At 63.2% G+C, this 13967-nt stretch carries 11 protein-coding genes; 8 read left to right on the top strand and 3 right to left on the bottom strand.

Annotation, left to right across the window (positions count from 1 at the left end):
* Position 1: 1 nt before the first annotated feature.
* From gspE to EYQ35_01825, 3 genes are all read right to left on the bottom strand, one after another.
* A complete protein-coding gene (gene gspE / locus EYQ35_01815) occupies positions 2-1570 on the bottom strand; it encodes a type II secretion system protein GspE (GenBank protein HIF62878.1) in 1569 nt (522 codons plus the stop codon).
* 147 nt (positions 1571-1717) lie between these two features.
* Positions 1718-3847 carry a type II secretion system protein GspD gene (gene gspD, locus EYQ35_01820; protein HIF62879.1) on the bottom strand — a complete coding sequence of 710 codons (2130 nt, stop codon included), beginning with the start codon at positions 3845-3847 and terminating at the stop codon, positions 1718-1720.
* On the bottom strand, positions 3844-4710 hold the full coding sequence (locus tag EYQ35_01825) for a hypothetical protein (protein HIF62880.1): 867 nt from the start codon (positions 4708-4710) through the stop codon (positions 3844-3846). Before EYQ35_01825 ends, gspD begins: the two co-directional genes overlap by 4 nt.
* A gap of 215 nt (positions 4711-4925) precedes the next feature.
* Here EYQ35_01825 and lysS point away from each other — a divergent pair, with 215 nt between their 5' ends.
* The 8 genes from lysS to EYQ35_01865 all read left to right on the top strand — a co-directional run bounded on the left by lysS (position 4926) and on the right by EYQ35_01865 (position 13962).
* Entirely contained in the window at positions 4926-6452 is a 1527-nt protein-coding gene (lysS, locus tag EYQ35_01830; GenBank protein ID HIF62881.1) for a lysine--tRNA ligase, read from the top strand.
* Positions 6449-7690 carry an FtsX-like permease family protein gene (locus tag EYQ35_01835; protein ID HIF62882.1) on the top strand — a complete coding sequence of 414 codons (1242 nt, stop codon included), beginning with the start codon at positions 6449-6451 and terminating at the stop codon, positions 7688-7690. Before lysS ends, EYQ35_01835 begins: the two co-directional genes overlap by 4 nt.
* Before the next feature lie 25 nt (positions 7691-7715).
* Positions 7716-8435 carry an ABC transporter ATP-binding protein gene (locus EYQ35_01840; GenBank protein ID HIF62883.1) on the top strand — a complete coding sequence of 240 codons (720 nt, stop codon included), beginning with the start codon at positions 7716-7718 and terminating at the stop codon, positions 8433-8435.
* The gene (gene bamA, locus EYQ35_01845; protein HIF62884.1) at positions 8432-10783 is read left to right on the top strand and encodes an outer membrane protein assembly factor BamA; all 2352 of its coding nucleotides are present in this window, start codon (positions 8432-8434) and stop codon (positions 10781-10783) included. Before EYQ35_01840 ends, bamA begins: the two co-directional genes overlap by 4 nt.
* A gap of 40 nt (positions 10784-10823) precedes the next feature.
* Positions 10824-11345 carry an OmpH family outer membrane protein gene (locus EYQ35_01850; protein ID HIF62885.1) on the top strand — a complete coding sequence of 174 codons (522 nt, stop codon included), beginning with the start codon at positions 10824-10826 and terminating at the stop codon, positions 11343-11345.
* 77 nt (positions 11346-11422) lie between these two features.
* The gene (gene lpxA / locus EYQ35_01855; GenBank protein ID HIF62886.1) at positions 11423-12157 is read left to right on the top strand and encodes an acyl-ACP--UDP-N-acetylglucosamine O-acyltransferase; all 735 of its coding nucleotides are present in this window, start codon (positions 11423-11425) and stop codon (positions 12155-12157) included.
* 7 nt (positions 12158-12164) lie between these two features.
* Positions 12165-12995, top strand: coding sequence for an LpxI family protein (locus EYQ35_01860; protein ID HIF62887.1), 831 nt, complete (start codon positions 12165-12167; stop codon positions 12993-12995).
* Positions 12988-13962, top strand: coding sequence for a Gfo/Idh/MocA family oxidoreductase (locus EYQ35_01865; GenBank protein HIF62888.1), 975 nt, complete (start codon positions 12988-12990; stop codon positions 13960-13962). Before EYQ35_01860 ends, EYQ35_01865 begins: the two co-directional genes overlap by 8 nt.
* Positions 13963-13967 lie beyond the last annotated feature (5 nt).

The raw sequence follows: 13967 nt of genomic DNA on the forward strand, positions 1-13967 counted from the left end.
GTCAGCCGCCGTCTTCGGCGGTGACCCGCAGCACTTCGGCCGAGCTCGTGAGCCCGCGCCGGACCTTGAGTACCGCGTCGTCCCGGAGCGATGGCACGCCCTGTTCGCTTACGTGGCGACGCAGGCTGGCGGCGTCGCTGCCCTTCATGACCATGGCGCGCAGCTCGTCGGTCATGACCACCAGCTCGTGTATGGCCAGTCGCCCACTGTAGCCCGTGCCGCGACAGCTTTCGCAACCGGGGCCCGCAATGCGCAGTTGCTCGTTGTCTCCCATCATGTAGCCCAGTCCGAGCTCGGCCAGTCCGCTGCGGGCAGGGCCGACCGGCTGGCTGCACTCGGGGCACAAGCGACGTAACAGGCGCTGGGCCATCACCGCTATGACGGCGGAGGATACCAGGTAGGGCTCGATGTCCATGTCTATCAGGCGGGTGATCGCGCTGCAGGCGTCGTTGGTGTGAAGGGTGCTGAACACCAGGTGACCGGTCATCGCAGCCTGCATGGCGGTACGTGCGGTTTCGGCGTCGCGTATTTCGCCCACCATGATCACGTCGGGGTCCTGCCGCAGTGTCGATCGCAGGCCACTGGCAAAGTCCAGGTCAATCTTCGGGTTGACCTGCATCTGCCCGATGCCGGGCAGTTGGTACTCCACCGGGTCTTCTATGGTGATAATGTTACGCTCTTCGCTGTTCATCTCGGAGAGGGCGGCGTAGAGCGTGGTGGTCTTGCCGCTTCCCGTGGGGCCGGTCGCGAGCACGATTCCGTTGCTGCGCGTCAGCAGCGCATTTAGCGTGGCCCGGTTGCCGGGCGACAGCTCCAGCTCGGACAGGCCCATGAGCGCGCTTCCCCGGTCGAGCAGGCGCAGTACCACTCGTTCGCCGAAAGCCGTGGGCACGGTCGATACCCTCAGGTCGAGGTCCCGGCCGGCTGCCCGGGTGCGTATACCACCGTCCTGTGGCAGTCGTTTTTCGGCGATGTCGAGCGACGCCATCACCTTGATGCGGCTCACCAGCGCCGTGTGGGCGCTGCGCGGTACGCGCGTGACCTCGGCCAGCAGGCCGTCGATGCGGTAGCGCACCGAGACGCCGGCCTCGAAGGGTTCCAGGTGTATGTCGCTGGCGCCGTCGCGGGCGGCCTGGTAGATCACCGCGTTAACCAGCCTGATGACAGGCGCTTCGTCCTCGGTCTCAATCAGGTCGGGTACGTCGCTGAGGTCAGACGCTTCGACTTCGAAGGCGGGCTGGTCGCCCAGGTGGTCGACGAGATCGGCGGCCAGGGTCGAAGCGCGGTCGAAGGCGCGTACGATGCTCTCCGACAGCACAGCCCCGGGCACCACCATGGGCGACACGTCCACGTCGTAGACGGCGGCGAGATCCTGCAGCGGGCCCGCGTTCATGGGGTTTGAAGTGGCCACCGTCAGGGTCCCCGAGTCCTTGCTGAGCGGTAGTACGCGATTGGTTCGGCACCAGGCAATCGACAGGTCGGCCAGCAGCCGGGGGTCGACCCGGTCTTCGCCGAGGTCAGGCGAAAACAGCAGGCCGCAGCGCTCCGCGAGCAGGGCGGCCCAGCGCAGCTGAGGAAAGCCGGCCACGCGTTCAAGCTCGGGGCCGAGGTCGCCATTACCCGCCGACGCGCGGGCCTCGGCTATGTGTTCGCGCGAGATGCCGGCTCGGAGCAGCAGATTATCGAGAGGCTCGGTTATGTTTCGGGGCACGGGCCGTTACCTGGCGTCGGCGCCCTCGCTGGGCCAGAGCGGAAACACGTAGCCGTCGTTGTCGGTGCGGTTATCGTCCGAGCCGGCATCGAGGCCGCCGTCGATAGGTACCTCGCGCAAGCTGTCCGTGGGGCTGTCTCCCGGAAGCGGATGGGCCTGCACAGATTCGGGCATGGCTTCTTTAAATTTGTTCTTGCTGCGCTTGGTAGCCTGGGCCAGGTCGGCATCCGAACGGATGATGTGGGGGGTGAGAAACACCACCAGGTTGACCTTGCTGCTGGTGCTTGCCCGGTGCTTGAAAAGATTGCCGAGCAGGGGGATGCGGCTCAGCAGCGGCACTTTGGAGGTTGATTCCTCCAGTGAGTCGCTGATCAGCCCGCCTATGACGGCGGTGTGGCCGTCCTTGACGCTGACCGTGGTGGACGCCGAACGGACGGTGGTGGTGGGCCCGACGGTGTTGGCGTCCAGTTGGGAGCTCTTGACCAGTGCCGAGACTTCCTCGGAAACTTTCAGTACCACCATGTCTCCATCGGTGACCTGGGGGGTGAGCTTGAGCTTTATCCCCACGTCGCGGCGCTCGACGGTGGTGAACACGTTGGACACCGCCGAAACGTCAACACCGCGGCCGGTGACGAAGGGCACGTTCTTGCCCACCAGAATCTCGGCTTGCTCGTTGTCCATCGTGAGAAGGGTCGGCGCCGACAGCACGTTGAGGTCGGTGTCGGAGGCCAGGGCCTGGAACAGCGCCACCTGGGCGGGCACCACGGTGCCGTCAGGCAGCTCTATGCTGCGGTCGCTGGCGGCAGCCAGGATCAGGCCGCCGAGCAGGCCGGGATTGAGCAGGGCGGAGTTGAGGTTGGCGAGGTTGCTGCGCGCCAGGCCGACGCCATCGCCGATGTCGCCTCCTCCCTGGAAGTCGAAGCCGATGGCACGCGAGCGCTCAAGCGATATCTCAACGATGATGGCCTCGACGAAAACCTGTGGGCGGGTGACGTCGAGGTCTTCAAGCAGCGAGACGAGGACTCGGTGGTCGTGCGGTGAAGCGTTGATGATGATGGAGTTGGTAGCAGGGTCGGCGGTCACCGACACCGCGTCGGTGAGTCCGTTGCCTGAAAACGAGCGGGCCCTTGCCGTCGCTCCCGTAGCCCCGGGCTTGCGCGCAGCGCCGGCGCTTTTTATGCCGCCGGCCAGCATTTTGAGCACCACCAGCACCAGGTCCTCGGCGTTGGCGTGCTTCACCCGGTAGACGTGCACCCGTTGTTCGTCGTCGCGAAGCGGGCTATCCAGGCGCTCGGCGAGGGTGCGAATTCTGCCCATTAGCAGCGGTGTGGCGGTGACCACCAGCGAGTTGGTGCGCTCGTCGGCCACAATCCTGAAATCCGGCTCCGAGCTTTCGCCGGGTTTGCCCTTGGCCGGGGCCGAGGGAAGGTTGGTCAGGATGGTGGTTATCTGTTCGGTCATCACCGCGGCCACTGCGTGATCCAGGGAAATGACGTCGAAGATCTTTTCGTGCACCGGCGCGTCCAGCGCCAGCACCAGCGCCTCCAGTCGCGAAAGGTTACCACTGCTTTCGCTCAGTATGAGGGTGTTGGTCTGGGCATAGGCCGTCAGCGAGCCTTGCTTTGACACCAGCGGTTCGAGTACGGGCAGCAGGTCGAGCGCGTCGACGTGCTTGAGCGGCAGCAGCCTTGTGGCGTAGCCCGACGGTAGCTGCGAGCCCGACGACAGTGCTGCGCCGGCCGCCAGGGCGTCACGCAGCGGGATTATACGCGTGACCACGCCGTCTTCGATGGTCGTCAACCCGCGAACGGCCAGCACCGAGTGAAACACCGCCTCGGCTTCATCCCGCGATACCGGCGTGGGTGACACGACGTTTACCGTTCCCTCGATCTTGTCGCTGAAGACGAAGTTCCGCCCCGTCACGCGGGCGATAAACTTGATGAAGGTGGGCAACTCGACGTTGTCAAAGTCGATGGTGATGCTGCGCTGGCCCTGTCCCTGGGCTGGCGCCTGTGCTCGCGCCGAACCGGAAAGCGCAACGACCATAAGCGCCGCGGTAAAGGGCACAACCAAGGCAGATGCCACCAGCCGACCGGCGACGAGGGATTCTCCTGTAACTCGCCGGCGGTTCATCATCGTACCGTGTAGCTGAGGCTACGGGGCTCGCCCTGGCGGAGCAGCTTCAGCTCCAGGTTTTCTGCTGTGCGTATGACGTCGAGCAGGCCGCTGGCAGCCGCCGGTGAATCGAGAACTGTACCGTTTACTTCCTGCACGACGTCGCCGTTCTTGATGCCCATGCGCTCAAAGATTGAACCCTTGCGCACGTTGAAGAGCCTGAAGCCGATGGCCTTGCCGTTCTGCAGAAAGGGGGTGGCCCGCACCTGTGTGATGGTCTGCGTTAGGTTGTCGAGCGAGTTCTCTATCTCGCCGCGGGCAACGAGGAAGCGGTCGGTGCCGGTCCTGCGTATTGATCCGTTCGCGCCCACCTGCTCCGCCTCTCTGCGGCTGCGGGGCTCGGTGATCTCAACAGTCAGCAGGCCGGTGGCGGTCTTGACGACCGCCTTGCGGCGGGACACCGAGATTAACAGGGGGCCGTCGAAGATCTTTTCGCCCACCGAGAAAACGCCCTGTTTTCCTTCCGGATTCTCGAACACGGCGTAACCCTCGCCGTCGGCCGTTGCGGCGGTACCGCGCAAGGTGAAGCCGGTCACGGTCATGGCCGGGGCGCTATCGTCGGCGCCGGGATGCAGGGTGTTCGCTGCCTGTTCGAGCCCGAAGAGGTTGCGTGACAGTATTATCGAGTGGTCGGGCCTGCTGTCGACGACTGTCCTGGTCGCACGAGTGCTCTCGGCCGAGCGAACGCCGGGCAGGGGGCTGCGCCCGTCAAGCCTCAGGCCCAGGGCCGAATTGACGATTCGGGCTGTAAAAAATGCTGTCACGGTGACCAGGAGAACCAGGCCTGTCCTCGTCACACGCTCCTGGATAGAAGCAGGCCCCACTGTTTGAGCCTAGGGAAATAAGCAAGGGGTTTCAACCCGGTCACGTTCACAGACCAACGGCGGTAAAGCTGTCGTTCGCAAATTTCTCAGTGGCCACCCGACCACAGCCGTCGGTGGAGCGGCAAAGGCGGCAATTGGCGCCTGTCAGGGCGGCCTTTTGCGGGCCACCGTTGTTGACCTCCTCGGGAGTGCGGGTTACGATTCCGCGGCTTCCAATGAGCTCTACGTCTGACAAGGCAGGATCGCAGACCGACGAGCAGCAGGTAGCCGTCCGCCGCACAAAACTCCACGCGCTTCGTGAGAACGGCCAGGCGTTTCCCAACGATTTTCGTCGCGACGCCCTCTGCGGGCCCCTGCGCGAAGAGTACGCGGGCTGGGAAGCCCAAAAACTTGAAAGTGACAGTACTTCTTTCAAGCTGTCGGGCCGGGTCACGGCCATCCGCAGCTTTGGTAAGACCGTGTTTCTCAACCTGCGCGACGGCTCGGGAGACCTGCAGCTGTTCTGTCGCAGCGCCGATCTCGGTGCCGAGCAGGCGGCGCTGGTCAAGGAACTCGACATCGGCGACATAGTCGGGACGGAAGGCAGCTTGTTTTTCACGCGCACCGGCGAGCTCACCCTGCGCGCGGCGCAACTGCGCTTGCTGGTCAAGTCGCTCAGACCGCTGCCCGAAAAATGGCACGGACTCACCGATGTCGAGCAGCGCTATCGCCGCCGTTATGTCGACCTCATCGTCAATCCCGATGCGCGCGAAGTGTTCAAGCTCAGGGCTGCCGTGGTCGGGCGCGTGCGCGCGTTTCTCCAGGAACGTGATTTCATGGAGGTTGAAACTCCGATGATGCAGTCGGTGGCCGGGGGCGCGGCGGCGCGGCCCTTCGTGACCCACCACAACACCTTCGACATCGACCTCTACCTGCGCGTAGCGCCCGAGCTCTTTCTCAAGCGCCTCGTGGTGGGCGGCTTCGAGCGGGTCTTCGAGCTCAACCGCAACTTTCGTAACGAGGGTATCTCGACCCAGCATAACCCCGAGTTTACGATGCTGGAGTTCTACCAGGCTTACGCCGACTACGAGGAACTCATGGACCTGACCGAGGAGTTGCTGCGCGACCTGGCCGTCACGGTGCGCGGCAGCGCGGCCTTCAACTGCGGGGATCTCGAGCTTGATTTTTCTAAGCCCTTTCGGCGCGTGGCGATGACCAGTGCGGTGGCCGAGGCTACCGGCATCAGCGAAGAACAGGCGGCCGACGAGGGAGAGCTGCAGGCGCTGGCCGACAAGCTGGGCTTGGACAAGCAGGGCCGTAAGCCGGGGCTGGGATTGCTAGCCGACATCTTCGAAGAAGTAGTCGAGCACACCCTGCAGCAGCCGGTCTTCGTGACTCGATTTCCGCTCGAAGTGTCGCCCCTGTCGCGTAAATCTGACGATGACCCGCGCTTCGTGGACAGGTTCGAGTTGTTCATAGGTGGCCGGGAGATTGCCAACGGCTTCTCGGAGCTCAACGACTCCGAGGACCAGATGGAGCGCTTTCAGCAGCAGGCACGGCTGCGCGAGGCCGGCGACGAAGAGGCCCAGCAGGTGGACGAGGATTACGTGCGCGCGCTGGAGCACGGCCTGCCGCCAACGGCCGGCGAGGGCATAGGAATAGACCGACTGGTCATGGTGCTGGCCGGGGTGGAGTCCATACGCGACGTCATACTGTTTCCGCAGCTCAAGCCGGGCGGCCGGGTGGAGTCTAGCAGCAGATGAGGTGGGAAGCGTTTGTCGGATTGCGCTACCTGCGCACCCGGCGTTCGGAAGCCTTCGTTTCGGTCATAACCCTGATTTCCACGCTCGGGGTCATGACCGGGGTCATGGTCATGGTCATCACCCTGTCGGTCATGACCGGCTTCGAGGAAGACCTGCGCGATCGAATTCTCGGGCTGCACCCGCACCTGCGGGTCGACGGTCGCTTCGGAGCCGACAATCTCAGTGACGCCGAGGGCGTGGCCGCCCTGCTTCGCGAGGACCCCAGGGTCACCGACGCAGCCCCGGTAGCCAACGGCCAGCTGGTGTTGTCAGCGTCGGGGAGTCTCTCGGGCGTGTACGCCAGGGGTGTCGATCCGGCCTCGGCGAGCAGCGTGGACGGCATTCGCCCCTACATGGTGTCGGGTTCGCTCGAAGCCCTGGCTGAGCGCCAGGAGCACGGCCGCTCACGGCTGGGCGGCGTGGTGGTGGGCGCGGCCCTGCTGGATCGCCTGTTGCTCAAGACCGGCGACCTGGTGACGCTCATGGCTCCATCGTTTATGGCCAGCCCTGTTGGCGCGCTGCCCCGCAGCAGGCGCTTCGTGGTGGTGGGCTCTTTTGATTCGGGGATGGCCGAGTACGACAGCGGGTTGCTCTACATGCCCATCAAGGAGGCAGTTCTGCTCATGGGCCTGGAGGGCGGCAGCGGCGTGGAGGCGAGGGTGATCGACCCTTACAAGGCAGGCGAGGTGGCCAGCGATCTCAACCTCAAGCTGGGTTTGCCTTACTGGGTGACGAGCTGGACCGAATCACACCGCAACGTTTTCGAGGCCCTGGCGCTCGAAAAGACCGTGTATTTCCTGGTACTGATGCTCATCATCCTGGTGGCTGCCTTCAACATAGTGGCGACCCTCTACATGGTGGTCATGGAAAAACGGCGCGACATCGCCGTGCTGCGAACCCTGGGCGCGCGCAGTATGAGCGTGGCTCTGGTCTTCGTGTGCAAGGGCATGATTATAGCCACGGTGGGCACCGGACTGGGCGCTCTTTTCGGCTGGCTGATCTGCCTGGGGCTCGATCAGTACGAGTGGATAAAGCTTCCCGAGGGCGTTTTTTACGTCAGCAGGCTGCCGGTGCGCATAGTACTGGCCAACTTCCTGGCGGTGATGGGCGCCGCCATGACCCTGTGCCTGGCGGCTGCGATCTTTCCTGCCCGCAAGGCCGTGGGGGTCGTACCCGTGGACGTGCTGCGCTATGAGTGACGGTGCTCGGACTATATCCGGGGACATGACCGGGGGCATACTGGTCGGCCAGGGGCTCACCCGTCGTTTTGACGACGGCGAAAGAGTCATCGAAGTACTGGTCAATGTCTGCCTCGAGGTAGAAAGGGGAGAGAGCGTGGCAGTGGTAGGGGAGTCCGGGGTGGGCAAGAGCACGCTTTTGCACCTTCTGTCAGGGCTCGATAATCCCGATTCGGGTCGGGTTATGCTCGACGGTCAAGACTTGTTTGCCCAGGATGCGGCGGGGCTGGCCGACCTGCGCAATCGAAGTATCGGTTTCGTGTTCCAGTTTCACCACCTCATGGGAGATTTTGACGCCGTGGAGAACGTAATGATGCCGTTGCTCATCGGCGGCATGGGCAGGACCGAGGCAAGTGGGAAGGCCGTCGAACTGCTCGAGCGGGTCGGGCTGGGAGAACGCCTGCACCACCGCCCAGCCGAACTGTCGGGCGGAGAACAGCAACGCGTTGCTGTTGCCCGCGCCCTGGTCGCCCGGCCGGCCGTGGTGTTTGCCGACGAGCCCACTGGCAACCTCGACCCCCAGGCCACCGTCGAGGTGCAGCAACTGCTGGACGAGGTCCGCAGGGAAGCCAATTGCGCGATGGTGGTAGCTACCCACGATCCTGTCATGGCCGCCCGCGCTGATCGTGTTCTGCGCCTGGCCGACGGGACTCTATCGCCGGAGACGCCGGCCGGTAAAAAGGCGTCCGGGAGGGCGGTGTCTTGAAGTCACAGCGCTTGATTCCCGGAATTCGGGTTTTCCTTGCCGTGACTGCCTGCGTAGTGCTGGCTACCGTGGGGCCTGTTGACGCGGCGACGGTCAGCAAGATCAGTGTAGAAGGCACCGAGCGTGTCGATGAAGGCCCGCTGCGGGTAGAGATCAACCTGGCCGTAGGCCGGTCGCTCGACGAAGAAACGGTCGACGCAGATATCAAGGCCCTTTATGGCATGGGTTTCTTCGAACAGGTGTGGGTCACCAGCCGCGAGTTGCCCGGTGGTGTTGAGATTGTCTACCACGTGCGCGAGCGCCCATGGGTTTCGGGCTTGGTTTTTGAGGGGGTAAGCAAGGTTGCGGTCGAAGACCTGCAGGCTGTGGTAAACGTGAACGAGCGCACCATGCTCGACCCGGACGCGGTGCTGGCGGGGCTGGTCGAAGCCCGCAAGCTCTACTCGAGCGAGGGCTACCCCGACGCGGCTATCGAGTACAGTGTCGCTCTCGATGATGAGAACCAGGCGGTAGTGACATGGACGGTTGACGAAGGAGAACTGGTTCGCGTCGACGAAATCCTTTTCGAGGGAGTGACTGCCTTCAAGCATCGCAAGCTGCGCAAGTTGATGACCACCCGCACCAAGTGGTTTCTTTCTTTCCTGACCGGGGCGGGCCTGCTCAACGAAGACGAGCTCGCTACTGACGTGGAGCGGGTGCAGGCCTTCTACTACGACCACGGCTACGTGAGGGTGCGAGTCGACGAACCTGTAATTTCGCGTGACGGCGATGAACTCACGGTCACCATCAAGGTAAACGAAGGGCCGCTTCACCACGTAGGTGAGGTCAATTTTGAGGGCGACCTCGTCATCGACGACGATCTGTTACGCGCCGCAGCTGGCCTGGTGTCGGGCGACGTTTTCAGTCCCAGCGCCTTGCGCGAAGCGGTGTTCTCACTGGTAGAAGTCTACGGCAACCAAGGCTACGCGTTTGCCGATGTAGAGCCGCGTAGCCGCGTTGACCCGGAAACCCACCTCGTTGATCTCCGCTTCGCGTGTACCAGCGGGGCGGTAGTTAACGTTCGCCGCATTGACATCCGAGGCAACACAAAGACCAGGGATAAGGTCATTCGCCGCGAGCTGTTGCTCAGGGAAGGCGTGCGTTTTTCGGGCACGGGCCTGAGGGAAAGCAAGGACGAGGTTCAGCGGACCGGCCTTTTTGAGTCGGTGGAGCTCATCACCCAGCGTACCGACCAGGAAGACGAGCTCGACCTGCTTGTGCAGGTGAGCGAGGGGCGAACGGGCACCTTCGCGGCTGGTGCCGGTTTCAGTTCGGCCGACCAGGTGTTGTTCAATGCACGTATTTCCGAGCGCAACCTTTTCGGTCGCGGCCAGCGCCTGGTGCTCAACGCCGACGTGGGCAGCATCAGACAGAATTTCCAGTTCGGGCTCACCGAACCCTGGTGGAAGGACAAGCCGCTCAGCCTCGGCATTGATCTTTTTGACTGGAGCCTGGAGTTCGACAGGTTTACCCGTGGCGGAACCGGTGGTGCCTTGCGCGCGTCTTATCCGTTGCGGGATCTTGGCCTGACCGGTATCGCCGGCCTGTCGACGCAGCACGTGAGGGCGGGGTTGGAATACAGGCTGGAAGAGGCGGTCATCGACGGGGTCAGCGGTCGACCTTTGCCCAGCGTTAAGGACCAGGAAGGCACCAGCCTCACCAGCAGTATATCGCCCACTTTGTCGCGTAACACGCTAGACCACCCCTTCGATCCAACGCGGGGCTCGCGCATCATAATCAACGCTGAGATCGCGGGGCTGGGCGGGGAGTCAGATTTTTTCAAGGTGGAGCTGTCGGGCCGCTGGTACTTTCCGATTTACACGACGCAGGCTGGCAACGTCATCAATTGGGCGCTGGGCACGCGCCTGGGTTACGGCGTGGGCGACACCGGCAACAGCGGCGAGGAACTACCGTTGTTTGAGCGCTATTTTCCCGGCGGCATCAACAGCCTGCGGGGTTATGATCCGAGGAGCCTCGGGCCGCTCGAAGAGTATTGCGACAACACGGGTAACGAGCGCAACTGCTTCGAGGAGTCGGTGGGTGGTAGCCAGCAGCTCATCGTCAACAACGAAGTCATCTTTCCTATATTCAGCGAAGCCGGCCTCAAGGGCGTCATGTTCGTTGACAGTGGCAACGCCTGGACCGCCTCCGACGGCATAGATCCCGGTGACATAATGTACTCGGTTGGCTGGGGGGTGCGATGGCTTTCTCCCATGGGCCCGTTACGCGTTGAGATTGGTTACCCGCTTCGAAAGCGTGAAGGAGACAGCGCTAGCGTGGTGTCGTTCTCCTTTGGCGCGCCCTTCTGATAGTGAAGAAAAACATCGACCTGGAGTAAATATAGTCATCATGAAACGCCAACTTGCTTTTCTAGCCCTCTCAGTTCTGCTCGCCGTACCCGCAGGCGCCGGCGCCGAGGACCTCAAGATCGGTTACGTGATCACCCAGCGCCTGCTGGTCGAGACCGAGATCGGCGGTCGTGCCGCCGATCGCCTGGCCGAGGAAATGAAGCAGGCAAAGGAAACGCTGGGTGGCAAAGTCGACGAGCTCAAGGAACTCGAAGAAGACCTCAAGAAGCGCGCGATGGTGCTGGCCGATGACGAGCGTACCCGCCTGACGACCCAGTACGAAGATGGCGTGACCGATATCAAGAGGCTCAACGAAGATATGCAGGCGCGCTTCAAGAAGATCGAGATGGAAGTCATGGTCGAGGTGCAGGAAGTCATCCGCGATGTAATTGACGAGTGGGGCAAGGCCAACGGTTACGACCTCATACTGGACGCTTCTACGCTCGTGTACGTGTCTAACAAGGCCGATGTTACCGGCAAGATAATAAAAGCCGTAGACGAGAGCGTTCAAGAGGGTCAGTGAGCCGGGCTGCATCTCCTTCGAAGAGCGCGCCAGCCGGCGATATTCATCCCACGGCTATCGTCGAAGAAGGTGCCCGCATGGGAGCCGGCACCACGGTGGGTGCTTACACGGTCATAGGCGCGGGCGTAACGCTGGGTGCCAACTGCACGGTGGGCCCGCACGTTGTCATCGAGGGCGATACCACAATCGGCGACGGTAACAGGATCCTGCAGTTTGCCTCGGTGGGGGGGCCGCCACAGGACCTCAAGTACAACGACGAACCGACCCGTCTCGAAATCGGAAACGGCAACACCATTCGCGAGTTTGTTACTCTCAACCGCGGCACCGAGGAAGGGGGCGGCGTCACACGGATAGGCAATAGCAACTTAATGATGGCGTACTGCCACGTTGCCCACGACTGTCGCGTCGGCGACGGCGTGGTACTGGCCAACGCGGCCACCCTGGCCGGCCATGTGTACCTCGAAGACTTTGCCATAGTGGGCGGCCTGGTAGCCATTCATCAGTTCGTGCGCATCGGCAGCTCGGTGATCCTCGGTGGTGGGTCGATGGTGACACTGGACGTGCCCCCGTTTTGCATGGCGGCGGGAGATCGCGCCAAGCTGCACGGACTCAATACCGTCGGGTTGAAGCGCCGAGGCTTCGAAGACCAGGCGCTCAAAGACCTGAGGGCTGCCTACCGGGTGCTCTTCCAGGAATCCAACAAGCTGGCCGATGCGCTGGCCCTGTTGCGCGAGCGCTACGCCGATTCCGAAAAAGTCATGGCAATGGTTGACTTCATAGCGGCCTCCGAACGCGGCATCTGCCGCCAGTAGCCCGGACGTGGAACGACTGGGCCTGATTGCGGGCAACGGGAACTTTCCGCTGCTGTTTGCCCGAGAGGCGCGCAGCCGTGGCTGCGTTCTCACCGCCGTCGCCCACCGCGACGAGACCGACCCCGCGTTGGCTGCCCTGGTCGACGACCTGCGTTGGATACGCGTGGGCCAGGTTGGCCGCATGATCAATTGTTTCAAGCGAGCGGGCGTGAGCCGGGCGGTTATGGTGGGCGGTATCAACAAGGTGCGTAGCCTCGCATCGCTGCGGCCCGACTGGCGCGGCCTGCGCCTGATCGCTGGGGCCGCTGGCCGTGGCGATGACTCCTTGTTGAGGGCACTGGCTGCTGAACTCGAGGGCGAAGGCATAGAGGTAGTGTCTTCCACCCTGTTTCTTGATCGCCTGCTGGTCGAGGCCGGGCACGTCACCGGCCCGCGACCTTCGCCCGAACTGCTGGCCGACATTCGCGTTGGTTGCAGGGTGCTGGCCGCCCTCGGTGAGCTCGATGTCGGCCAGTCGGTGGTCGTCGAAAACGGAGTGGTGTTGGCAGTTGAGGCAATAGAAGGCACCGACGCCGCGGCGAGGCGCGCGGGCGAACTCGGGCGCGGTCGCGCCGTGTTGGTCAAGGGGGCAAAGCGAGGCCAGGACCTGCGCTTCGACCTGCCCGCTGCCGGAACCCGGACCATAAAGGTGATGAAAGAGTCCGGCGTCGCGGCCCTGGCCCTGCGCGCGGGCTCAACGATAATAGTGGACGACGAAGGCTTCGCCGAGGCGGCCCGGGCCGCGGGAGTCAGCGTGCTGGGCTGGACGGGCGACGGCGAGGTTCCGGGAATTGGCTGACGCTGAAGCGACTACAGCGCTGCGCGCAGGCGTAGCCGGGGCGGGGCACCTGGGCACCTGGCACGCCCGCAAGTATGCCGAGCTGGCCAACGTTGAACTCGTGGCCGTGTACGACGTGGACGGTGACAAGGCCGCCCAGCTCGCCGCGGAGCTCGGTTGTCGCGTGGCAGTTGACGAAACCGATCTCTATTCCTCCGTTGACGTGTTGAGCGTGGCCGTGCCCACCGTTGCCCACGAGCAGGTGGGGGTCGCTGCCCTGCAGGCCGGGGTGCACCTGCTCATGGAAAAACCCCTGGCTCACGATCTCGAGTCGGGCAGGCGAATCGCGGCTGCCGCCACCGCGGCGCAGCGAGTGTTGCAGGTCGGCCACCTCGAGCGTTTCAACCCGGTGTTCAGCAGCTTGAAAGAAACCGTTGACGAAGCCCGCTTCATCGAGTGCCATCGCTTGTCGCCGTTCGCCGGCCGCGGCACCGACGTGGACGTGGTGCGCGACGTGATGATCCACGATCTTGATCTTGTCGAGTACCTCGTTGGCAAGCCAGTGGTGTCGATCGAAGGAATAGGCGTACCCGTGCTGAGCGACACCATCGATATCGCCAACGTACGACTTCGCTTCGAGGGCGGCTGCGTGGCCAACATGACCGCAAGTCGAGTGAGCCTGAAAAAGGAACGCAAGATGCGCGTATTCCAGGAAGACGCCTACGTTTCGATAGATTTTGACAGCGGTCGTGTGATGGTCGCCCGCAGGGGCTCCGAGCCACGTGACCCCGCCCGGCCCATGTCGGGCATAGAGGCCGAGGAAACCTTGCTCTCGAGTGGCGACCCCTTAAAAACACAGGTGCAGGCCTTCCTCGACTGCGTGCGCACGGGGAGCAAGCCGGTGGTAGATGGCGAACAGGGGCTTCGCGCGCTCGAACTGGCCGAGCGCGTCGTGCAAGCCCTGGAGGTACCAGGGGACTTGAGCTGAGTACC

Source organism: Candidatus Binatota bacterium (genome assembly GCA_012960245.1).
Lineage (GTDB): Bacteria > Desulfobacterota > Binatia > UBA1149 > UBA1149 > UBA1149.